The organism is Streptomyces sp. NPDC017246 (assembly GCF_044331325.1).
Lineage (GTDB): Bacteria > Actinomycetota > Actinomycetes > Streptomycetales > Streptomycetaceae > Streptomyces.
The window spans coordinates 78,393-99,382 of record NZ_JBIRMW010000002.1 but is presented as its reverse complement, the minus strand read 5'-3'; the positions used below and the strand labels follow the sequence as shown (position 1 = coordinate 99,382).

Here is a 20,990-nt window from a genome sequence, read left to right as displayed (position 1 = left end):
TCAGTCGGGTCAGCCGACCGAGGCGGCCCGTTCCTCCAACGGCCTTCGCCGGAGCGCCGGTTCGGTGAGGGCGGGCGGCTGCCAGACGCCGTCCGCCCGGTAGAGATTCGTCCCCGGCGGCACGATCGCGTCGATCCGGTCGAGGACCTCGTCCGTGAGGACCACGGGCGCACCCTTCAGCAGCCCTTCCAGCTGGTCCCTCGTCCGGGGCCCGATGATGACGGAGGTCACCGCCGGGTGCGCGGCGGCGAAGGCGATCGCGAGCTCGGGCAGCGAGCACCCGATCTCGTCGGCGAGCGCGACGAACTGCTCCACGGCGTCGAGCTTGGCGGCGTTGCCGGGGAGGGCCGGGTCGAAGCGGTGCGGGGTGAGGGCGGGCCGTCCGCTGGTGAGGTCGATGGGCCGCCCCTTGCGGTACTTGCCGGTGAGGAACCCGGAGGCGAGCGGGGCCCAGGTCAGTACGCCCATGCCGTACCGCTGCGCGACGGGCAGGACGGACGTCTCCACGCCCCGGGCGAGCAGTGAGTACGGCGGCTGTTCGGAGCGGAAGCGGCGCAGTCCGCGCCGCTCGGCGACGGCGTGGGCCTCGACGATCTCCTCGGCGGGGAAGGTGGAGCAGCCGAACGCCCGGATCTTCCCCTGCGACACGAGGTCGCCGAGGACGTCGAGGGTCTCCTCGATGTCCGTGCGGTGGTCGGGCCGGTGGACCTGGTAGAGGTCGATCCGGTCGGTACCGAGCCGCTTGAGGCTGTTCTCGACGGCCCGGGTGATCCAACGCCGGGAGAGGCCGCCCCGGTTGGGGCCCTCGCCGCCGAAGGGGAAGTACACCTTGGTGGCGAGCACGGTCTCGTCCCGCCGGCGGGAGTCGCGCAGTGCCTTGCCGACGATCTCCTCGGACTCGCCGGCCGAGTACATGTCGGCGGTGTCCACGAAGTTGACGCCCCGGTCGAGAGCGGCGTGGATGATCCGTACGGACTCCTCGTGGTCCCGATTGCCGACGGCGCCGAACATCATCGTGCCGAGGCAGTACGTACTGACTTCGAACCCGGTCCCGCCGAGTACCCGATAGCGCATGCGCGCACTCTAGGAACTGGAGTGCACTCCAAGGCAAGGGAAGACCGGAGACCGCAGGGGGCGCCTGCGAACACCCCTAGCGAACACCCCTAGCGGGCAACCCACGAGCCAACCTCCGTGGGAGCGCCCCCGAGGCGTCCCCGGACACCCGCTAGGAGATGTCCCGGAGAAAGCCGACGATCAGCCGGTGCAGGGTCCCGGGCCGCTCCAGGTGCACGTCGTGACCGGTGCCGGGCACGCTTGCGCCGTGCAGCCCCGCCCGCAGCCGGACCATCTCCGCGTACTCCTCGCCGCTGATGATCCCGCCCTGCTCGCCCTGCCCGAGGACCGCGAGGGCGGGGCAGGAGAGGGCGGCCCACTCGTCCCAGAAGGCGCGGGTGGCGTTCTCGGCGAGGGACCGCACCATGACCTCGGGGTCGAAGCGCGGCCAGAACCCGTCGGCACGCGCTTCGAGCCCACGCGCCCAGCCCTCCCCTACGGGGTCCTTGCCGCCGCCCAGGTACGCGGCGGCCGCCTTCCGCGACGGGAACGGCACCGGCCAGGCCCGCAGCCAGCTTCCGATCTGCTCCTGGACGGCGGGGTTCGCCCCATCGGGCCCGGCCTCCACGACGACGAGAGCACGCGGCAGCCCGGGGTGGGCGGCGGCGGTGAGGAGGGCGGTGCTGCCGCCGAGCGACTGCCCGACCAGCACGGGCCGTTCGAGACCGAGTTCGTCGGCGACGGCGACGGCGTCGGCGACGTACGCGGCCCGGGAGACGTCCCCGGGGTGCCGTTCGCTGCCGCTGTGTCCGCGCTGGTCGAGGGCGACGACCCGGTGGCCGGAGTCCCGCAGCAGCCGCGCCGTGTCGTCCCATTCGCCGGCGTGCCCGGCGAGCCCGTGGAGCAGGAGGACATCGGGCCCGGAGCCGCCCCAGTCACGACATGCCAGCCGCACTCCGCCGCGTATCACGACCCGCTCCGACCAGGAGAAAGATGTCATTCCCCCATGATCCCCCACGGGTTGAGGACCGTTCGGCGACAGCGGGCCGAGGTTCCCGGACCGTCTCGAAGCCACCGTGGCGGACGGGCCCTGGCGGCCGGCTCGGCCACGGCGGCGGCGGCGCTGACGGCGAGGGCGAACGCCCGCACGACCGACCGACGAACGCGTGGCGTGAGCGCGGAGCTACTTCCCCTCGGCAAGGGTGTGGGCCACGAGCGCGTTCGCGTGCCCGTGGCCCAGCCCGTGCTCGGCCTTCAGCCAGGAGACCAGCTCCATGTGCTTGGTGAGCGGCGAGGAACGGATGAGCTCCTGCCACTCGGAGATCGGCCGCCCGTACTTCTTCTCGATGGAGGGGAAGTAGCTGGCGGGTCCCTTGACGACGTTCTCGGTCACGGCGATCTCCTGGGCTTCGGGGTACGTGGGCAACTGCTGGTACGACCCCCACCTCACCGAGAACTCATCGGTATCCGCAAGATCAATCCCGCCGAATGTGCTCCGGATCGATATGGCGCCGCACCATGGGCACGGAGGCGAGCGCCGCCACGAGCAGCACGCCGAGCGCACAGGCGAACAACAGCGGCAACCCGTCCCAGTCCCAGTGCACCGCGCCGCCCCCGGTGATCAGATAGCTGGACTCGGCGAGCCACCCGGCGACGATCGCCGCACCCAGCCCCACCACGAGAGGCAACAACACCTGCACGACCTGCACCACCCGCAGAGTCCCGGCCCGAGCCCCCAGAAGCGCGAGCGCGGTCACCTGCCCCCGCCGCTCCATGGCCCGATCGGCCACGGACACGACGAACGCGGCCACCCCGATGACCAGCCCGAGCACCATCCCGACGACGAGCAGACTCCGGATGACGGTGAGCTGAGCGAGCGAGTCGATGACGATCCCGACGGGCTCGACGGAAGAGGTGGGGGCGACGGCCCCGATGCCGTCGAGGACGGAACGGATGGTGGCGGGGTCGGCGTCGCTGACGAGGGTGAGGGTTCCGTTCGCATCGGCGAGGGGGGACGGGACGAGTGCCGGGGGGACGAGCAGGAAGCCGGAGCCGAAGACGGAGACGTCCCAGGGGCGTACGTCGATCTGTTCCCGGGGCACGGTGAACACGACCTTCCGGCCGTCCTCCAATGCGAAGGGGTAGCGCTCTCCCGCTTTCGGGTCGTACTCGAAGTTCGTGCGGTCGTCACGCAGCTGCATGATCCTGCCGTCCACACAGCCTGTGGACCGCTCCGTGTAGGCGTGGAGCTGCGCACAGGTGGCGACCACAAGGTCGGCGCGTGGCACGTCGCTGCCGTCCAACGGATCCCAGGAGCTGTACGAAACCACCTGCGTCCGTACACCCGGCACCTCGGCCAGTGCCTTCCTCTGCGCCGGAGCAAGCTGGTTCAGGCTGATCTTGTACTCCTGCAGGGGCGCCGACCGCCGGCTGACCTGGTCCAGCTCGATGAGCACGCCCTGAGTCAGCGAGGCGCCGAACACCAACAGCACGAGCCCGGTCACCACCCTCAGCGAGGACCCGGGGTCGACCTCCGTACGCCGCATCGCCAGGGCCATCGGCAGCGACGTGGCCATCCTGGCGAGCCGCCGTGCGAGCCATGCCGTGATGGGCGCCAGCCCGAAGACGAGTCCGGCACCGGTCAACAACACGGCACCGGGCACCAGCAGTGAACTGGCGGATCCCCCGGAGGGGTCCCGCCCCATCACACTGAGCACGCAGTAGCCGACGATGACCCCGAGCCCGGGAATCAGCAGCAGCATCCCGAACTTCCTCGGGGGCGTACGCTCCCCGGTCCGCCGCACACTGATCGGCGACAGCGCGGCTCGCCGTGCACTGAACTGCCCCACCACCCACGCGAGCGCCGGGCACCCCAGCAGACACACGGAGAGAGTCTGGCCCGAAGGCCTGCCGTCGGCGGGATACCAGTGCAGCCCAGGCAGCCCGACCCGAGCCATGACCTCGTTGATCGCGAGGTACCCCACGATCCCGAGTACGGCCCCGACCGCAGCGGCGACAACGCCTTCCCCGGCGTTCACCCGCAGCGTGTCCTTCACGCTGAGCCCGACGAGCCGGAGAGCGGCGAGCCGACGGGCGCGTGACTCCCCGGAGAGCCGTGCGCAGACGGAGAGGAAGATGACGAGGGGGAGCAGAACGATGCACCCGAGGGTGAAACGCAGAATGTTGAGAGTCGAGGGGTCGACGATCTGCCGCCACGACCGGCCGGTCCCGAAGCTGCCAAGTTCTACTGGCTCGGTCAGCTCGGCCGGAGTGGTGCCGATGTAGGCGTACAGATCGTTCCTGTCCCCCAGCCCCTGGGGAGCGATCGTGCCGATCACGCGGCCGGGTACGAGACCGGCTGCTCTCGGATTGGAGGCCAGGATCTCAGCGAGCTTCGGTGAAACGATGGCCTCGCCGGCGCTGGGAAGGTTGTCGATTCCCGGGGGTACGGGAGCGGACCCCGGCGTCGTACGCGCTACGAAAACTCGATGGAGCGGTTGTGATCCGTGTGGATCTCGAAACTCTTGGAAGAGGAAGGGGCTTGTGCCTGGGCGTGGTTCGCGGGCAGCTGTGCGGCTGTCGTGGGCGGTGAGGATCGAGGGAATCGTCAGGACGGCGGCAAGGCACGCCACCCCGAGTGCCGAGCCGAGTGCCATCAACAGAAAGCGCACGCGTCCCCGACGCCCGCTGCCCCACAGCAGGCGCAAGCCGAGGACGAACGCGTTCACACCGCCACCCGCTGGGCCAAGGCCCCATCTGTCATCGTGTACTGCGTATCGGCTCTCGCGGCCACGTCCGCGTCGTGCGTGACGATGACGACGGCCGTCTTCTGCCTGCGTGCCAGCCGGAGGAACTCCTCCAACACGGCAGCCGCGTTGGCGCTGTCGAGCGCCCCGGTCGGCTCGTCGGCGAAGACCACGTCAGGCCGGTGGACCAGAGCCCGGGCCACCGCAACGCGCTGACTCTGGCCACCCGACAACTTCGATGTCCTGCGCCGCAACAGATCGCCCATCCCGAGCCGACTCAGCACCTGGCCGGCCATTGCGTGGGCATGGGGCTTGCTGATCCCGGCGAGCCGGAGGGGGAGCGCCGCGTTCTCCTCCACGGTCAGTTCGGGCAGCAGCTCCCCGTACTGGAAGACGAACCCGAGGCGGGTGCGACGCAGGGCGCTCAGCTCCCCGTCGGGGAGGGTCGAGAGCTGTACGCCGTCGAAGGTCACGGTGCCGTTGCTCGGCGGCAGAACCCCCGCGAGGCAGTACAGCAGCGACGACTTCCCCGACCCGCTACTGCCCATGATGGCGGCCACCTCGCCGCGCTTGAGCGTGAAATCTGCGCTGCTTACGGCCTGCTCGGTGCCGTAGAAGAGATCCACGCCATCGGCGCGGAGGACGATGTCCATCGTGGTGCGCTCCTTGGGAGTGGGGAGCCGCACGTCGGCGGCTCCCAGACCGATGACTAGTTCCGCGAGAACAGCCGCTCCGGTGAGCAGTAGTCAGGCCGCAAGGAGCCGCGATCGATGCACGCGTGCATCCACACTTCCTTGGTCTTCAGGACGGCACCGTCGTAGAAGACCTTGTCGACCTTGATGTGCTTCTTCTGGACACCCTTGAGGTGGCCCCACTGGTACCCCTCGACCTTGGTGCGGAGGTAGACGTTGTGGCCGTCGTTCTTGCTCTCGTCGCGCAGCTGGCCCTTCACGTGAAGGCCGCTGGGCACCTTGGTCGTGGGCTGCCACTGGTACGTACCGATGAACGCAACGCCTGGCGTCCTCATGATCAATTTGTGTGTCGAGTCCGCCATCGCCACCCCCATCCCCCCGAAGAACAGTCCCGCGGCCACCACCGCCGTAGCCAACTTCCTCATCGATAACCCCTGTTTGGTCGAGCCGACTGGTCATCACAGAAAGTATCGGCATCACTACACACCGGTGACCGCAGTAACGTCCCTCCCTCCCATCACCCCCCGATCCGGTGAACGGGCCCCCTGAGGGGTGATCATCGGTGCGCCTATGCGAAGGGGGGTGGCAGTGTCGCCAACGATGTCCGCATGCGCTCTTCCCCTCCCCGGCCCTTCGCTCGTTCCTCTTCGCTGCTCGGCCGCGCCCTCGTGCCGTTCGTCGCAGCCGTCGCTCTGCTCGGTACGGCCGGTTCCTCCGTGGCCGGTGCCGTGGAGGCCTGTGGTTCGGTCATCACGGCTCCGCTCGCCCGGCCCGTGTCCGCCGACGATCCCTGTCCCAGCGCCGACCCGGTCGTCTGTCGGATCCGCGTCCTGCCGATGGACGAGAAGGTCGAGGCGCAGCGGACCCGGATGCGGTACCACGGGCTCCTGGAGGACATGCGTCGCACGGAGGCCGCCATGCGTGAGGCGGGTGCGACGGACGAGGAGATCGCCCGGGAGATGGTCGACATGCGCAACCAGGCCAAGGAGATCACCCGTGCCGGTATGACCCCGGAGGAGGTGCGGATCCTGGAGCAGCGGAACATCGCCAAGTACGGCAACCCGCTCGGCCCCACCGCCGACCAGCTGTACGTCAAGTACGGGTCCTGGCAGCAGGTGATCGACGCGTCGATGCGGACCAGCTACGCCGTCGACCGTGAACTCAGCCTCGAGTACCGACCCTGCCCCGTGTAGTCGAGCGACAGGGAACGCAGTAGACCCCGGAGGGCCGGACCGCACATGCGGTCCGGCCCTCCGGGGTTTCCGTCACAACTGCCGCGGCTGCTGCTGCCGCCGCTGTCACTGCCCGCCGACGTCAGGAAGTGCTCGGCGTGACCCATTCGACGAGCTGGACGACGACTCCGTTGGGGTCGGTCAGCTGGAACAGGCGCTCGCCCCAGGGCTCTTCGCGCAGCGGCATCGTGATCGGTGCGCCCGCGGCCCGCAGGCGGGCTTCCTCCGCCGCGAGGTCGGTGACGGTCAGCGCCAGGATCAGGCCGGTGGCCTGCTGGTCGCGCTGCTCGGGCGGGAGGACCTCGGTGCCCCGGCCGAGCAGTACGACGTCGACGGCCGCGTCCTCGCGGGTGAGCGAGGCGAAGCCGTCGGCGGCCATGGCCACCTGGTAGCCGAGGTGGGTGGTGAGGAACTCCCGGGAGGCGTCCACGTCGGCGACGGTGAGGGAGAGGGTGGAGGCAGAGACGTTCACGGCGGCTCCTCAGCGGTTCGGCGGTTCGGTGACGGTAACTTCTACGGGGCGATTTTTATAACGGGCGTAACTTTACGGAGGCCCAGACGGATGCGTCAAGGATATTTTTACGCCGGGGGTAATATTCGCCCATGGGTACCGAGAGCATGGGACTTCGCGAGTCCAAGAAGCAGGAGACCAGGCAGCTGATCTCCGACCACGCCACCCGCCTCTTCATCGAGCAGGGCTTCGAGCAGACGACCATCGCCGAGATCGCCACGGCGGCCCGCGTCGCCAAGAAGACCGTCACCAACTACTTCCCGCGGAAGGAGGACCTGGCCCTCGACCACCACGAGGAGTTCACCGCGACGCTGGCCCGCGCGGTCGCCGGCCGGGCCGCCGGTGAGTCGCCGCTCGCCGCGCTGCGCCGTGAGTTCGCCGCCGCGGTCGAGCGGTGCGACCCCGTCGCCGGCTTCGCCGGTCCGGAGTTCGCCCGCATGGCCGCCGAAAGCCCCACCCTGACCACCCGGCTGCGCGAACTGCACGACCGGCGCGAGGAGGCCCTCGCCGCGGCGCTTGCGGAATCGGCTCCCGCCGACTCGCCGGCCATCGCCCCCCGGGCGGCCGCGGCGCTCCTCGGGGCCACTCACCGCCTGCTGTTCCGGCGCATCCAGGAGCTCACCCTCGCCGGGGAGCCCAACGACCGCATCGCGGCCACGGTCGCCCCGGAAGCCGCGTACGCCTTCGATCTCCTCGAAGCCGGCTTCGCAGCTCATCTCGCAGCCGATCTCGAAGTCGACACCGAGGCCTGATCGCCCGCGCCGACGCCGGACAACGCCGAAGGGCCCCGCTGCAAGCAGCGGGGCCCTTCAACGTATTGCCCGGTGAGAGCAATGGCGGAGGATACGAGATTCGAACTCGTGAGGGGTTGCCCCCAACACGCTTTCCAAGCGTGCGCCCTAGGCCACTAGGCGAATCCTCCGGTCGGAACATTACATGACCGAGGAGGGTGCTCGCGAACTTGATCCCGGCGGGGGTCGGCGGAGGGGTCCGGGAGGGGGAGCGGGGCCGTGGGGGCGCTGGGATCGGGTACTCTGGGCGGAGCCCCTCACGCGGTGCTATCTGACTGAACTCCCCCAGGGCCGGAAGGCAGCAAGGGTAGGTCGGCTCTGGCAGGTGCGTGGGGGGCGCTTGCGTTCCCGTACGAGGGAGTACGAGGGAGTACGACGGAGCGCGACGGAGTACGAGGGAGCCTGGAGCGGGAGATCCTTTCCCGTGGCCCCGTGGCCCCGTGGCCCCGTGGCCCCGTGGCCCCGTGGCCCCGTGGCCCCGTGGCCCCGTGGCCCCGTGGCCCCGTGGCCCCGTGGTCCCGTGGCCCCGTGGCCCCGCGCCCAGCGCCCGCCACCCCACCGGTGATTTTTCCCGGGTTGTCGGTGGGCGCCTATAACCTCGTACATGTGTCGTCTCTCGCGCTCTACCGCCGCTATCGTCCCGAGTCCTTCGCCGAGGTCATCGGGCAGGAGCATGTCACCGACCCGTTGCAGCAGGCCCTGCGGAACAACCGGGTCAATCACGCGTACCTGTTCAGCGGGCCGCGCGGGTGCGGCAAGACGACCAGTGCGCGGATTCTGGCGCGGTGTCTGAACTGTGAGCAGGGGCCGACGCCGACGCCCTGCGGGGAGTGCCAGTCCTGCCGTGACCTCGCGCGGAACGGGCCGGGGTCGATCGACGTCATCGAGATCGACGCCGCCTCGCACGGTGGTGTGGACGACGCACGTGACCTGCGGGAGAAGGCCTTCTTCGGGCCCGCCGCCAGCCGGTACAAGATCTACATCATCGACGAGGCCCACATGGTCACCTCGGCGGGCTTCAACGCCCTCCTGAAGGTGGTCGAGGAGCCGCCGGAGCATCTGAAGTTCATCTTCGCCACGACCGAGCCCGAGAAGGTCATCGGGACGATCCGTTCGCGGACCCATCACTACCCCTTCCGGCTCGTGCCCCCCGGCACCCTGCGGGAGTACCTGGGCGAGGTCTGCGGGCGCGAGGGCACCCCCGTCGAGGACGGGGTGCTGCCGCTCGTCGTGCGGGCCGGCGCCGGTTCCGTGCGTGACTCGATGTCCGTCATGGACCAGCTCCTGGCCGGCGCCGCCGACGACGGTGTGACGTACAGCATGGCCACGTCCCTGCTCGGCTACACGGACGGCTCGCTGCTCGACTCGGTCGTCGAGGCCTTCGCGGCCGGGGACGGCGCCGCCGCCTTCGAGGTCGTCGACCGGGTCATCGAGGGCGGCAACGACCCCCGCAGGTTCGTCGCCGACCTCCTTGAGCGCCTGCGCGACCTGGTGATCCTGGCCGCCGTGCCGGACGCAGCGGAGAAGGGGCTGATCGACGCCCCCGTCGATGTGATCGAGCGCATGCAGGCCCAGGCGTCGGTGTTCGGTGCCGCCGAGCTCAGCAGGGCCGCCGATCTCGTCAACACCGGACTCACTGAGATGCGCGGCGCCACCTCGCCCCGGCTCCAGCTGGAGCTGATCTGCGCGCGCGTGCTGCTGCCCGCCGCCTTCGACGACGAGCGTTCGCTCCAGGCGCGTCTCGACCGGCTGGAGCGCGGGGCGGCCGCCGCGCCCGCGCCCGTCTTCACGCCCGGACCTCCCGCGCCGGCGATGGGGTACGTCCCCGGTCCCGAGGCCCACACCCCGATGGCCCCGCCCCCGCCCGCCCCGGCCCCCGTACAGGCCCCGCCGCAGGCCGCCCCTGCGCCCGTCCATGCCCCCGCCCCCGCCCCCGTGCAGGAGCAGCAGCCCGCGCAGGCTCCCGCCGGGCCCCGGCCCGGTGCCTGGCCGGGTGCCGCCACCCCGGGCGGCGGGACGCCCGGCGCCTGGCCCGGCGCGTCCGCCCCGGCTCCGGCCGCTCCCGCTCCCGTGCAGCCTCAGGCGGCCCCGCAGGCACCTGCCCCCGCTCCGGCGGCCACGGGCGGAGGAGGCGGCGACACGGCCCAGGTACGGAACCTCTGGCCGCAGATCCTCGACGCCGTGAAGAACCGGCGCCGTTTCACCTGGATTCTGCTCAGCCAGAACGCGCAGGTCGCGGGCTTCGACGGCACGACCCTCCAGCTCGGCTTCCTCAACGCCGGGGCGCGTGACAACTTCGCGAGCAGCGGCAGCGAGGACGTGCTGAAGCAGGCCCTCGCCGAACAGTTCAACGTGAACTGGAAGATCGAGGCGATCATCGACCCGTCGGGCGGCGCCTCGCCCCCGCCGGCCGCCACCGGCTTCGGCGGATCGGGCGGGACCGGAGGCTTCGGCGGCCGTCCGCAGGCACCCGCCCCGGCCTTCCAGCAGGCCCCGCCCGCTCCCGCGCAGCAGCAGTCGCAGGCCGCTCCCGCGCCCTCCTTCCCGCAGGCGTCCGCTCCGGCGCAGGCCCCCGCGCCCGCGTACACGCCGCCCGCGCCGCAGCCCGTGGCGCCCGAGGACGACGTGCCGGAGGAGGACGATCCGGACCTCGTCGACTCCGCCCTCTCCGGGCACGACCTGATCGTGCGCGAGCTCGGAGCCACGGTTGTGGAGGAATACACGAACGAGTAGGGGCGTCTCGTTCAGTGGCCCGCACAAGGGGCATCCCGGCCAGCGGGCTACTCTGGCTGGCGTGAAGGTCCTCGTCATCGGCGGCGGCGCCCGCGAACACGCCCTGTGCCGCTCTCTCTCCCTCGATCCCGACGTCACCGCTCTGCACTGCGCGCCCGGCAACGCCGGAATCGCGGAGGTCGCCGAGCTGCACCCCGTCGACCAGCTGGACGGCGAAGCCGTCGCGCGCCTCGCCACCGAGCTCGGCGCCGGCCTGGTCGTCGTCGGCCCGGAGGCCCCGCTGGTCGCCGGTGTCGCCGACGCCGTCCGCGCGGTCGGCATCCCCGCCTTCGGCCCGTCGCGTGAAGCGGCGGAGCTGGAGGGCTCCAAGGCGTTCGCCAAGGACGTCATGGCCGGCGCCGGGGTGCCCACCGCCCGCAGCTACGTCTGCACGACCCCGGAGGAGATCGACGAGGCGCTCGACGCCTTCGGCGCTCCGTACGTGGTCAAGGACGACGGCCTCGCCGCGGGCAAGGGCGTCGTCGTGACCGACGACCTCGCCCAGGCGCGGGCCCACGCGCTCGCGTGCGACCGGGTGGTCATCGAGGAGTACCTCGACGGCCCCGAGGTCTCGCTCTTCGCGATCACCGACGGCACCACCGTCCTCCCGCTCCAGCCCGCGCAGGACTTCAAGCGCGCGCTCGACGGCGACGAGGGCCCGAACACCGGTGGCATGGGCGCGTACTCGCCGCTTCCGTGGGCCGACCCGAAGCTGGTCGAGGAGGTCCTCGCGACCGTCCTGCAGCCGACGGTCGACGAGCTGCGCCGCCGTGGCACGCCGTTCTCCGGTCTGCTGTACGCGGGTCTGGCGATCACCGGTCGCGGTGTGCGGGTCATCGAGTTCAACGCGCGCTTCGGCGACCCCGAGACCCAGGTCGTCCTGGCCCGGCTCCGGACCCCGCTGGCCGGCGTCCTGCTGAACTCCGCCAACGGCACCCTGGACGACCAGGCGCCGCTGAGCTGGAGCGACGAGGCCGCGGTCACCGTGGTCGTCGCCTCGCACAACTACCCGGAGACCCCGCGCACGGGCGACCCGATCGAGGGCCTCGGCGAGGTCGCCGAGAAGGACCACCCGCACGCGTACGTGCTCCACGCCGGGACGAAGCGGGACGGCGACGCGGTCGTCAGCGCGGGTGGCCGCGTCCTTTCGGTCACCGCGACCGGTACGGACCTGGCGCAGGCCCGCGAGCGCGCCTACGCGGCGGTCGGCCGCATCCGTCTTGACGGCTCGCAGCACCGTACGGACATCGCGCGCAAGGCCGCCGAGGCCTGATACGCAGCCGGTTTCTCGCGCGGCCGTGCGGTGGATCGTACGGCCGCGCGAAATCCATCACCTTTGCCCAAAGCCATACCTTCGAGTGACGGCTCGGCCATCCGGATGACGTCCGCCAAAGCCCCAACTAGGGTGCGGCGGAGGCGTTCCGGCACTTGGCCCACCGGCATTGCGATGTCGGTGGCGGGTGCCACAGTGGGGGAGTGAGCAACACCGCCACAGGCAGTCCCGACAAGGGCAGGAGGGGGTGATGTACGGCGTGTCCGGTACCGGTTCCGTTGTCGGCGAGGAGTGGGGAGCGCGCGCCGCGCGCTCCCGGGCCCTCGCGGTCCTCCGGGTCCGAGGCAGAGCGCTGGGCCTCGCGGTCCTTCCCGCCGCCGTGGCCGTCGTCCTGTACGCGGGCGGCGTCACCGGCCACTTCACGGGCTCCGGCTGGGACACGGCCCGCTGGGTCGTGACCGTCCTCGCGCTGCTCGTCCTCGTCGCCGCCACGGCCGTCGCCCTCGTCGTCACCCGGGCCCGCCCGGCCGCCACGCCGACGGTGGAGCTCTCCGAGACCGCCGCCCCCGATCTCTACCGGCTCGTCCGGGACCTGGCCGACCGGCTGGAGGTCCCGGCGCCCGCCGCGATAGCCCTGACCCCGGACTGCGACAGCTGGCTGGAGGACCGGACCCACCGGGCCCACCGCGCGCTGCGCACGTCCGCCGACGGCGACGGCGCTCCCGTCCTCGTCATAGGTTCGCCCTTCCTGTGGTGGATGCGCGTCGGCGAGCTGCGGGCGGTCCTCGCCCCGGTCGTCGCCGGTACGGGCCCCGCCGCACACCCCGACATAGCCGCGGCCCGCCGTTTCGTCCGGGGCCTGGACGCGGCCGTGGCCGTGCCGCAGACCCCCGGCCTCGACCCGCTGAGGCGCTTCGGCGCGCACGGTGTCGGGCGGGTCGCCCGCGTCCTGCTGCGTGCCTGCCGAGGGCATGTGGCCGAGATGGAGCGCGGAGTGGCCGCCGCCGGCTCGGAGCGCGCCCAGGCCGTGGACTACGGCGTGCGGATCGTCGCCCAGGAGCAGGTCGGCCTGGCGTACGCGGGCTGGGACCGGCTCCTGACCCGGGTCGCGCTGCCCGCCTGGCGCATGGGCCGCTGGCCCTCCCGGCTCGACGCGGGTGTGGTCTCCGCACTGACGGAGCTCTCCCGCCGCGACCGGCTCGCGGACGGTTTCTCGTCCCGGCTCGGCGAGCGTCCCGCCTGTGACCTCCTGGAGGAGCCGGGCGCGGTCGACGAGGCCACCTCGCTGCTGGCCGCCCGGCTCTTCCACGGCGGCCCCGCCGAACCGGGCCCCGACTGGTCCCCGGTGGAGTGGGGCCAGTACCCGGAGGAGGTCGTCGACCGGAAGTGGCGCACCGACGCGGCCCGGCTGCACCGGGTTCTCGACGGTCTCGGCCTGGCCGACTCCGCGGCCGGAGGCCCGGGGGCCGTCGCCGACGGCCCGACGCTGACCCGGGTGATCGCCCATCTGTCCTCGGAGCCGGAGAAGCCCGCCGACCTGGGCCCGGCGCCCGACGCGGCCCCTCACGAGGTGCCGCTCGCCCACGGCGGAGGCAGCGACAGAGTCGGCGTCGACGAGGCCGAGGACGAGGCCCACGACGAGGCCGAGGACGAAGAGCCCTTCAACCCCGCCGCCGAGGAGCTCGCGGGCGCGCTCAGCGCGCTCCTCGCGCGCGAGGAGGCCGCGCGGGAGGCGCGGGTGGCCGCCGTCGCCCGGAGTGCCGAGGCGGCGGCCCGGAGCGCCGAGAAGGACGACCGGTCCGGCGCCACGCCCCCCGTGGTCGTGAGCGGTCCCGACGGGCCCCTGCCGCTCTTCCCGCTCCAGCCGCCCCGTTCCGGCCGGGATCTGCTCGCCGACCACGTGACCGCGATGGTCTGCTGCGCTGCCGTGGACACCGCGGAGGCCGCCCCGGTCTCGACTGGCTCGACGGGCCCACCCTGCTGGTCGGCGGCGAGCGGGCGGCGGACCTCGGTCCGCGGGTGCTCGCCCTCGTCGAGGACGGCGACCCCGAGCCGCTGCGCCTCTGGCTGGCGCGCACGGGAGTGCGTCCGGAGAAGCCCGTACGCCTGGTCTGAGGCCCTCGGGGGCCCGTCGGGTTTCCCGGAGCCGGGGCTTCCACTCTCGTCAATTCACGACGAACGGTGACGGAGTGCGTGCGTTATGTGATGTGCTGGAGACCGTCACTGACAGAGGCACGAACCACGGGCCTGTCGAGAGCCCAGAACCACGGGCCCGATCCGGCGGCTCGATCCAGCGGCTCGAAGCAGGAGCCCGAGCAGGGGCCGAACCAGACCCCTGAACCAGGAGCCGAACCAGGGTCCTGAACCAGGCCCTGAACCAGGAGCCTGATCCAGAGGCACTGACCGACCGACCCGGGGGAGTCGAGGGAGGGGCGCAGCATGGGGGCGGACCAGATCAGACGGTGGGAGTCGGGCGCGCTCGCGCACGCCGTCACCGATCCCTTCGGCCAGGGCCCGCTGCCCTGGCTGCGCGGTTCCGAGAACTACTTCGACGACACCGGACAGATGGTCCCCTGGTACGCGGACGAGATCCTGGCCCGGGGCGGCACCGGCGGCCCGCGCACGGCCGACGACGTCCGGCGGCAGATCAAGGGGTTCGCGTCCGACGGCGCCGTGGCGCCGGGCGAGTCGATCGACTTCCACGTCACGGTGGACCCGCCGCAGCAGTTCTCGGTCGACATCTACCGGATCGGTCACTACGGCGGCGACGGCGCCGCGAAGATCACCACGAGCCCGCGGCTCTCCGGGATCGTCCAGCCGGCCCCGCTCACCGCCGACCGCACGGTCTCCTGCCACCACTGGTGGCAGTCCTGGCGGCTGCAGGTCCCCTCCTACTGGTCGATCGGCGCGTACGTCGCCGTCCTCACCACCGCGGACGGCTACCGCTCGCACATCCCCTTCACGGTCCGCGACAACCACCCGGCCGATCTGCTCCTCGTCCTCCCGGACGTGACCTGGCAGGCGTACAACCTCTATCCGGAGGACGGGCACACCGGCGCCAGCCTCTACCACGCCTGGGACGAGGAGGGCCGGCTGCTCGGTGAGCAGGACGCGGCCGTCACCGTCTCCTTCGACCGGCCGTACGCGGGCGCGGGCCTGCCGCTCCACGTCGGCCACGCCTACGACTTCATCCGCTGGGCCGAGCGCTACGGCTACGACCTGGCGTACGCCGAGACCCGTGACCTGCACGCGGGGAGGGTCGACCCGAGCCGCTACCGGGGCCTGGTCTTCCCCGGCCACGACGAGTACTGGTCGGCGCCGATGCGCAGGACCGTCGAACTCGCCCGGGACCAGGGCACGTCGCTGGTCTTCCTCTCCGCCAACACCATGTACTGGCAGGTGGAGCTGGGCCCTTCGCCGTCCGGGGTGCCGGACCGGCTCCTCACCTGCCGCAAGCGGCGCGGCCCCGGCCGCCCCGCGCTCTGGCGCGAGGTCGACCGGGCCGAGCAGCAGCTCCTCGGCATCCAGTACGCGGGCCGGGTGCCCGAACCGCATCCGCTGGTCGTACGGAACGCCGAGCACTGGCTCTGGGAGGCGACCGGCGCCGGTGACGGCGACGAGCTCCCGGGTCTGGTCGCGGGTGAGGCGGACCGCTACTTCCCGCGGACGGCGCTGCCCGAGCACCAGGGGCGCATCCTGCTCGCCCACTCGCCCTACCGGGACGGCGACGGGGCGCTGCGGCACCAGGAGACCTCGCTCTACCGGGCGCCCTCGGGCGCCTGGGTCTTCGCGTCCGGCACGTTCGCGTGGTCGCCGGCACTGGACCGGCCGGGCCATGTCGATGCCAGGGTCCAGCGCGCCACCGCGAACCTCCTCGACCGGATCTGTAAGAGGGACTGACCAGGGCCGACCGTGTCACTGACCGAGCCCGCCCGTCGTAAGCCCGTCCCGGTGCGAGAGAATCGAAGCGCTCCTGGATCAACCTACGCGGAGGAACCGTGTCCGGATTCGTAGAAAAGCCCGAGCCCGTTCAGGTCCCGGGCCTCACCCATCTCCACACGGGCAAGGTGCGCGACCTGTACCGGAACGAGGCCGGTGACCTCGTGATGGTGGCGAGCGACCGCATGTCCGCGTTCGACTGGGTCCTGCCCACCGAGATCCCCGACAAGGGCCGGGTCCTCACCCAGCTCTCCCTGTGGTGGTTCGACCAGCTCTCCGACCTGGTCCCCCACCACGTGCTCTCGACCGAGCTGCCGGCCGGCGCCCCCGCCGACTGGGCGGGCCGCACCACGGTCTGCAAGTCGCTGGCCATGGTCCCCGTCGAGTGCGTGGCCCGCGGCTATCTCACCGGCTCCGGCCTCCTGGAGTACGACGCGTCCCGCACGGTCTGCGGCCTCGCGCTCCCCGAGGGCCTCAGCGACGGCTCCGAGCTGCCCGCCCCGATCTTCACCCCGGCCACCAAGGCCGCGGTCGGCGACCACGACGAGAACGTCTCGTACGAGGAGGTCGCCCGCCAGGTCGGCGCCGAGACGGCCGCGCTGCTGCGCCGGACGACCCTCGACGTCTACGGCCGGGCCCGGGACATCGCCCGCGAGCGCGGGATCATCCTCGCCGACACCAAGTTCGAGTTCGGTTTCGACGGGGAGACGCTGATCCTCGCCGACGAGGTCCTCACCCCGGACTCCTCGCGCTTCTGGCCGGCCGACCAGTGGAAGCCGGGCCGCGCCCAGCCCTCGTACGACAAGCAGTTCGTCCGGAACTGGCTGATCTCCCCGGCCTCCGGCTGGGACCGCAAGAGCGAGCAGCCGCCGCCGCCCCTCCCGCAGGAGATCGTGGACGCCACGCGCGCCAAGTACCTGGAGGCGTACGAGCTGCTGACCGGCAAGTCCTGGTCCGACAGCTTCTGAGGTTCCCGGCCCCCGGCGCTGTGTCGGGGGCACGAGAAAGCCCCCGGTCGATTCGACCGGGGGCTTCTTCATGGAGCGGACGACGAGATTCGAACTCGCGACCCTCACCTTGGCAAGGTGATGCTCTACCAACTGAGCCACGTCCGCATGCGCCGTAGCGCGGAGCCAACTATACCCATCCTTTCGCCTGTGCGAGACGCACCGCCGTATGCCGGTTCTCGGCACCGAGCTTCGCGGCGGCCGAGGAGAGGTAGTTGCGGACGGTGCCGGGGGAGAGGGAGGCGCGCCGGGCGATCTCCGTCACGGGCGCCCCGTCGGCGGAGAATTCGAGCACCTCGGCCTCCCGGGCGGTCAGCGGGGAGTCTCCGGCGGCGATGGCGTCGGCCGCCAACTCCGGTTCCACATAACGGTTTCCGGCGTGCACGGTACGGATGATCTCGGCGAGCCGCTGGGCGCTGACGGTCTTCGGGACGAAGCCGCGGACGCCGGCGGAGAGGGCCCGTTTGAGGTGTCCGGGGCGGCCGTGGCCGGTCACGATCATGGTGTGGCAGCCGGGCAGTTCGTCCCGCAGGACTGTGGCGACCCTCACACCGTCCGCACCCGGCATCTGCAGATCCAGCACGGCGACGTCGGGGCGGTGGGCGCGGGCCATGGCGAGCGCCTCGGGTCCGGTCGCTGCCTCGGCGACGACGACGAGGTCGTCCTCGAGACCGAGCAGCGCGGCGAGCGCTCCACGGATCAGATGCTCGTCGTCGGCGAGCAGCACCCGCGTGGGCGCGGGGTTCGTCATGGGCGTGGCCGCAGGGCCGTCCCCGTCCGGGGCGGTGGGCGTGGTCATCGGTTCGCCCCCGTCCGGGGCACCGGGATCCGGGCCGTCACCCGGAACGTGTCGCCGTCGCCCGGACCCGCTTCGAGCGTTCCGCCGACCGCCGCGAGCCGCTCCCGCAGCCCGACGAGCCCGGTGCCGACGCGCGAACGCACGCCGCCCCCGTCTCCCCGGCCGCCCCCGTCTTCCCGCACGCCGTCCCCGTCCACCCGTACACCGTCGTTCTCCACCGTCAGCAGCACCGTGTCCTCCTCCTCCCGCACGGCGATGGCGCAGCGCCGCGCGTCCCCGTGTCGCAGTACGTTCGTCGTGGTCTCGCGGACCACCCAGCCGAGCGCCGCCTGGACCTCGGCGGGCAGGTCGAGCCCCGGGGAGTCGACGGCGCAGTCGATCCCGGCCGCGTCGAGCACGCCCCGCGCGCCCTCCAGTTCCACCCGCAGGTCGGCCTCGCGGTAGCCGCGGACGACGTCCCTGACCTCCCGCTGGGACTCCTGGGCGATGCGCTGCACCTCGGTCATCTGGTCCACGGCCTCCGGGCGTCCGCGCCGGGTGAGCTGGACGGCGAGCTCGCTCTTGAGGGCGATCACGGACAGGTTCCGGCCGAGGATGTCGTGCAGGTCCCGCCCGAAGCGCAGCCGTTCCTCGGCGACCGCGAGCCGGGCCTGTACGTCGCGTGCCTCGCGCAGTTCGAAGACGACGCCGAGCACCCAGAGCGAGAGCCGGACGGTGACCGCCAGCCAGCCGGTGATGAACGCGACGGCCACCACGCTCGCGAGGGTCTGCCCCGCGTCCCGGTCGGAGAGCGGCACGAGGGCCGCGAGGGCGCCGAGCAGGAGCGCCTGGTGCAGGGCGACGGTCCGGACCGGAAGGATCAGGCAGTGCCCGGCGAGGAAGGGGACGAGCGCCGGCCCGAGCATCCCCGGCAGCAGCCCGGTCAGATCGGCGGTGGCCGCTTCGAGGAGGACGGCCCCGGTGGTCGCGGCCGTCACCGCCGCCGCGGGCAGCACCTCGCGCGGCGGGAGGACGGTCCCGGGCTTCAGGTACGCGTCCATGGCGCGGCGCAGGAAGCGGTGGCAGAGGATCCCGTTGGCGAGGTTGAGCAGCGGGGCGACGACGACGAGGAGCAGCGGGGCCTCGTGGCGGATCGGCCGGACGAGGAGCAGCATCCCGAGGACGAACACGGAGGCCCACAGCAGCATGTACGCGGTGACCCGGGTGTAGAGGTCCACCTTGGCCAGGCCGCTCCGGCCTCTCCAGCTCTTCACGGCTGCGGGTCCCCCTCGGTCGTCACGTACCGGCTGCATCGGCATCGTTGTTCCAGGCCCCGGCTGCATCGGCACCAGTCGTCCGGGCCCCGGCTGTCTCGGCACCGGCTCGCTCAGCGCCGGGGGTCCCAGCGGAACCACCGCTGGACAGCAAACACCGAGAGCGCGATCCAGGCCACCGCGGTCGCCGCCGCCCCCAGCAGGTCCCCGGCTCCCGCACCGCCCGTCCAGCCGGCCCGTACAAGGGTCATGACCCCGGTCAGCGGCAGCAGTTCGCAGACGGACGCGAGCCCCTCGGGAAGGATCGAGAGGGGGACGAAGAGCCCGGAGCCGATGGAGGAGATCAGGACCAGGGGCAGGGCGGTGAGCTGGGCGCTCTCGGGGGTGCGGGTGACGGCGGAGGTGGCGGCGGCGAGGGTGGTGAGCAGGACGATGCCGAGGAGGGCGCCGGCGAGGAGCAGTTCGGGCCGGGCCGGTGCGGGCAGGCCGAGGACGGCGATGCCGCCGATCGTCAGGACGGTGCACTGGAGGAGGGCGAGCGTGGCGGCCGGCAGCGCGATCCCGGTGAGGATCTCGGGGTCGGTCGGTTCTCCCGTGCGCAGCCGCTTGAGGACGAGGGATTCGCGGCGGGCGACGAAGGCGGCGACGAGGTTGCTGTGGACGCCGATGAGGAGGGCCATGCCGATGGCGCCGGTGACGGCGACCTCGGCGATGCTCGTGCCGGCCTTGCCGAGGTCGGCGCTCCGGAGGGAGCTGCGGACCGCTTCCACCATGAGGAGGGGGACGAGCAGGGCGCCGAAGAGTGCCGTGCGGTTGCGGACGAGGAGGGTCAGCTCGGCCCGTCCGAGCGCGACGAGCCGCGTACGGGAGGGGATCTGGGCGAGAGAGCTCATCGAACGGCCTCCGAAGGACGCGACGGGGTCGAGGGGTCCGGCGCGGGCGGGTCCTGGCCGTCGGCCGTCCGTGCCGCGATGTCGAGGAAGGCCTCTTCGAGCGAGGCGGAGCGCGCGTCGAGCGCGTCGAGGCGTACGCCGTTGTCCCCGGCCCAGCCGAGGAGCGCGGCGAGGTCGTCCTGGAGGGATCCGGTACGGATCTCCACCCGCCCCTCGTCCTCGGCGGCCCGCAGGTGCAGCGGGAGCCGGGCGGCGGGGACGCCCTCGGGGAGGGTGAAGCGGATGCGGGCGGGCCGGGCGGCGGTGACCTCGGCCGGGGTGCCGGAGAGGACGATCCGGCCGCGGTGCATGATCGCGAGCCGGTCGGCCAGGGTCTCCGCCTCCTCCAGGTAGTGGGTGGTGAGGAGCACGGTGGTGCCTTCGTCGCGGAGGGCGCGGACGAGTTCCCAGGTGTCGCGGCGGCCCTCGGCGTCGAGTCCGGTGGTGGGTTCGTCGAGGAAGAGGACCTCGGGGCGGCCGAGGAGCGCGAGGGCGAGGTCGAGCCGGCGCCGTTCGCCGCCGGACAGCTGTTTGACCCGCACCTGTTCGCGGCCGGCGAGTCCGGTGGCGCCGAGGGCTTCGCCGGTGGGCCGGGCGCGGGTGGTGCAGCCCGCCCACATGCGTACGGTCTCGGCCACGGTGAGGTCGGAGGGGAAGCCGCCCTCCTGGAGCATCACGCCGATGCGGGGGCGGACGGCGGCCCGTTCGCGGTACGGGTCGTGGCCGAGGACCCGGGCGGTGCCGGCGGCGGGGGCGGCGAGGCCTTCGAGGAGTTCGACGGTGGAGGTCTTGCCGGCGCCGTTGGTGCCGAGGAGGGCGAAGATCTCGCCGCGCGGGACGGTGAAGGAGATGCCGCGTACGGCCTCGAAGCCGCCCGAGTATCCCCGGCGCAGGTCTTCCGCTTCGATCGCGTTGGTCATGTGTCCAGGCTTCCGGCGGCGGCGGCCGTCCGGCAGTGCGCGCTGTCACCACCCGCTTCTGACAAATGTC

The 20,990-nt window shown here is 72.1% G+C and carries 18 protein-coding genes, 2 tRNA genes and 1 other RNA gene; 8 read left to right on the top strand and 13 right to left on the bottom strand.

Annotated features, from left to right (window positions below; translation table 11 throughout):
• Positions 1-9: 9 nt before the first annotated feature.
• From ACH4MY_RS05155 to ACH4MY_RS05130, 6 genes are all read right to left on the bottom strand, one after another.
• Positions 10-1,074, bottom strand: a complete 1,065-nt coding sequence (locus ACH4MY_RS05155) for an aldo/keto reductase (RefSeq protein ID WP_397997733.1) — start codon at positions 1,072-1,074, stop codon at positions 10-12.
• Between the two features lie 151 nt (positions 1,075-1,225).
• Positions 1,226-2,053: an alpha/beta fold hydrolase gene (locus ACH4MY_RS05150; protein ID WP_397997730.1), complete on the bottom strand. Its 828-nt coding sequence runs from the start codon at positions 2,051-2,053 to the stop codon at positions 1,226-1,228.
• A gap of 183 nt (positions 2,054-2,236) precedes the next feature.
• Positions 2,237-2,446 carry a DUF4287 domain-containing protein gene (locus tag ACH4MY_RS05145; RefSeq protein WP_397997727.1) on the bottom strand — a complete coding sequence of 70 codons (210 nt, stop codon included), beginning with the start codon at positions 2,444-2,446 and terminating at the stop codon, positions 2,237-2,239.
• 82 nt (positions 2,447-2,528) lie between these two features.
• Positions 2,529-4,781 carry an FtsX-like permease family protein gene (locus ACH4MY_RS05140; RefSeq protein ID WP_397997724.1) on the bottom strand — a complete coding sequence of 751 codons (2,253 nt, stop codon included), beginning with the start codon at positions 4,779-4,781 and terminating at the stop codon, positions 2,529-2,531.
• Positions 4,778-5,452: an ABC transporter ATP-binding protein gene (locus tag ACH4MY_RS05135; RefSeq protein ID WP_397997721.1), complete on the bottom strand. Its 675-nt coding sequence runs from the start codon at positions 5,450-5,452 to the stop codon at positions 4,778-4,780. The genes ACH4MY_RS05140 and ACH4MY_RS05135 overlap by 4 nt, the downstream gene beginning before the upstream one ends.
• Before the next feature lie 56 nt (positions 5,453-5,508).
• Positions 5,509-5,826, bottom strand: a complete 318-nt coding sequence (locus tag ACH4MY_RS05130) for a hypothetical protein (RefSeq protein ID WP_397997718.1) — start codon at positions 5,824-5,826, stop codon at positions 5,509-5,511.
• Positions 5,827-6,099: 273 nt separating this feature from the next.
• Between ACH4MY_RS05130 and ACH4MY_RS05125 the strand changes: the two genes are divergently transcribed.
• Positions 6,100-6,684: a hypothetical protein gene (locus ACH4MY_RS05125; RefSeq protein ID WP_397997715.1), complete on the top strand. Its 585-nt coding sequence runs from the start codon at positions 6,100-6,102 to the stop codon at positions 6,682-6,684.
• A 121-nt stretch (positions 6,685-6,805) separates the two neighbouring features.
• Here ACH4MY_RS05125 and ACH4MY_RS05120 read toward each other — a convergent pair whose 3' ends face one another.
• Entirely contained in the window at positions 6,806-7,195 is a 390-nt protein-coding gene (locus ACH4MY_RS05120; RefSeq protein WP_397997712.1) for a VOC family protein, read from the bottom strand.
• 131 nt (positions 7,196-7,326) lie between these two features.
• Here ACH4MY_RS05120 and ACH4MY_RS05115 point away from each other — a divergent pair, with 131 nt between their 5' ends.
• Positions 7,327-7,986, top strand: a complete 660-nt coding sequence (locus ACH4MY_RS05115; RefSeq protein ID WP_397997710.1) for a TetR/AcrR family transcriptional regulator — start codon at positions 7,327-7,329, stop codon at positions 7,984-7,986.
• Positions 7,987-8,068: 82 nt separating this feature from the next.
• On the opposite strand, the gene ACH4MY_RS05110 is transcribed toward ACH4MY_RS05115, so the two are convergent.
• Positions 8,069-8,156: transfer RNA gene (locus ACH4MY_RS05110), tRNA-Ser, on the bottom strand.
• 117 nt (positions 8,157-8,273) lie between these two features.
• On the opposite strand from ACH4MY_RS05110, the gene ffs reads away from it, so the two are divergent.
• The 6 genes from ffs to ACH4MY_RS05080 all read left to right on the top strand — a co-directional run bounded on the left by ffs (position 8,274) and on the right by ACH4MY_RS05080 (position 16,977).
• Positions 8,274-8,372: signal recognition particle sRNA small type (gene ffs / locus ACH4MY_RS05105), an RNA gene on the top strand.
• A 259-nt stretch (positions 8,373-8,631) separates the two neighbouring features.
• The gene (locus tag ACH4MY_RS05100) at positions 8,632-10,758 is read left to right on the top strand and encodes a DNA polymerase III subunit gamma and tau (protein ID WP_397997707.1); all 2,127 of its coding nucleotides are present in this window, start codon (positions 8,632-8,634) and stop codon (positions 10,756-10,758) included.
• A gap of 61 nt (positions 10,759-10,819) precedes the next feature.
• Positions 10,820-12,070, top strand: coding sequence for a phosphoribosylamine--glycine ligase (purD, locus tag ACH4MY_RS05095; RefSeq protein ID WP_397997704.1), 1,251 nt, complete (start codon positions 10,820-10,822; stop codon positions 12,068-12,070).
• Between the two features lie 250 nt (positions 12,071-12,320).
• Positions 12,321-14,255 carry a hypothetical protein gene (locus ACH4MY_RS05090; RefSeq protein WP_397997701.1) on the top strand — a complete coding sequence of 645 codons (1,935 nt, stop codon included), beginning with the start codon at positions 12,321-12,323 and terminating at the stop codon, positions 14,253-14,255.
• Positions 14,256-14,509: 254 nt separating this feature from the next.
• Positions 14,510-15,970: a N,N-dimethylformamidase beta subunit family domain-containing protein gene (locus ACH4MY_RS05085; protein ID WP_397997698.1), complete on the top strand. Its 1,461-nt coding sequence runs from the start codon at positions 14,510-14,512 to the stop codon at positions 15,968-15,970.
• 98 nt (positions 15,971-16,068) lie between these two features.
• Positions 16,069-16,977 (top strand): phosphoribosylaminoimidazolesuccinocarboxamide synthase, encoded by a 909-nt coding sequence (locus ACH4MY_RS05080; RefSeq protein WP_397997695.1) that lies wholly within the window; start codon positions 16,069-16,071, stop codon positions 16,975-16,977.
• Positions 16,978-17,048: 71 nt separating this feature from the next.
• On the opposite strand, the gene ACH4MY_RS05075 is transcribed toward ACH4MY_RS05080, so the two are convergent.
• The 5 genes from ACH4MY_RS05075 to ACH4MY_RS05055 all read right to left on the bottom strand — a co-directional run bounded on the left by ACH4MY_RS05075 (position 17,049) and on the right by ACH4MY_RS05055 (position 20,920).
• Positions 17,049-17,124: transfer RNA gene (locus ACH4MY_RS05075), tRNA-Gly, on the bottom strand.
• Positions 17,125-17,146: 22 nt separating this feature from the next.
• Entirely contained in the window at positions 17,147-17,767 is a 621-nt protein-coding gene (locus tag ACH4MY_RS05070; protein ID WP_397999339.1) for a response regulator, read from the bottom strand.
• A 44-nt stretch (positions 17,768-17,811) separates the two neighbouring features.
• Positions 17,812-19,068, bottom strand: a complete 1,257-nt coding sequence (locus tag ACH4MY_RS05065) for a sensor histidine kinase (RefSeq protein ID WP_397997692.1) — start codon at positions 19,066-19,068, stop codon at positions 17,812-17,814.
• Between the two features lie 113 nt (positions 19,069-19,181).
• The gene (locus tag ACH4MY_RS05060) at positions 19,182-19,961 is read right to left on the bottom strand and encodes an ABC transporter permease (RefSeq protein ID WP_397997690.1); all 780 of its coding nucleotides are present in this window, start codon (positions 19,959-19,961) and stop codon (positions 19,182-19,184) included.
• On the bottom strand, positions 19,958-20,920 hold the full coding sequence (locus tag ACH4MY_RS05055) for an ABC transporter ATP-binding protein (RefSeq protein ID WP_397997687.1): 963 nt from the start codon (positions 20,918-20,920) through the stop codon (positions 19,958-19,960). The genes ACH4MY_RS05060 and ACH4MY_RS05055 overlap by 4 nt, the downstream gene beginning before the upstream one ends.
• Positions 20,921-20,990: the final 70 nt, after the last annotated feature.

Coding starts and splice junctions, on each gene's coding strand:
- ACH4MY_RS05155 (WP_397997733.1), bottom strand. CDS start 1,074: ATGCGCTATCGGGTACTCGGCGGGACCGGGTTCGAAGTCAGTACGTAC.
- ACH4MY_RS05150 (WP_397997730.1), bottom strand. CDS start 2,053: ATGACATCTTTCTCCTGGTCGGAGCGGGTCGTGATACGCGGCGGAGTG.
- ACH4MY_RS05135 (WP_397997721.1), bottom strand. CDS start 5,452: ATGGACATCGTCCTCCGCGCCGATGGCGTGGATCTCTTCTACGGCACC.
- ACH4MY_RS05130 (WP_397997718.1), bottom strand. CDS start 5,826: ATGAGGACGCCAGGCGTTGCGTTCATCGGTACGTACCAGTGGCAGCCC.
- ACH4MY_RS05125 (WP_397997715.1), top strand. CDS start 6,100: ATGCGCTCTTCCCCTCCCCGGCCCTTCGCTCGTTCCTCTTCGCTGCTC.
- ACH4MY_RS05115 (WP_397997710.1), top strand. CDS start 7,327: ATGGGTACCGAGAGCATGGGACTTCGCGAGTCCAAGAAGCAGGAGACC.
- ACH4MY_RS05090 (WP_397997701.1), top strand. CDS start 12,321: ATGTACGGCGTGTCCGGTACCGGTTCCGTTGTCGGCGAGGAGTGGGGA.
- ACH4MY_RS05085 (WP_397997698.1), top strand. CDS start 14,510: ATGGGGGCGGACCAGATCAGACGGTGGGAGTCGGGCGCGCTCGCGCAC.
- ACH4MY_RS05070 (WP_397999339.1), bottom strand. CDS start 17,767: ATGACGAACCCCGCGCCCACGCGGGTGCTGCTCGCCGACGACGAGCAT.
- ACH4MY_RS05060 (WP_397997690.1), bottom strand. CDS start 19,961: ATGAGCTCTCTCGCCCAGATCCCCTCCCGTACGCGGCTCGTCGCGCTC.
- ACH4MY_RS05055 (WP_397997687.1), bottom strand. CDS start 20,920: ATGACCAACGCGATCGAAGCGGAAGACCTGCGCCGGGGATACTCGGGC.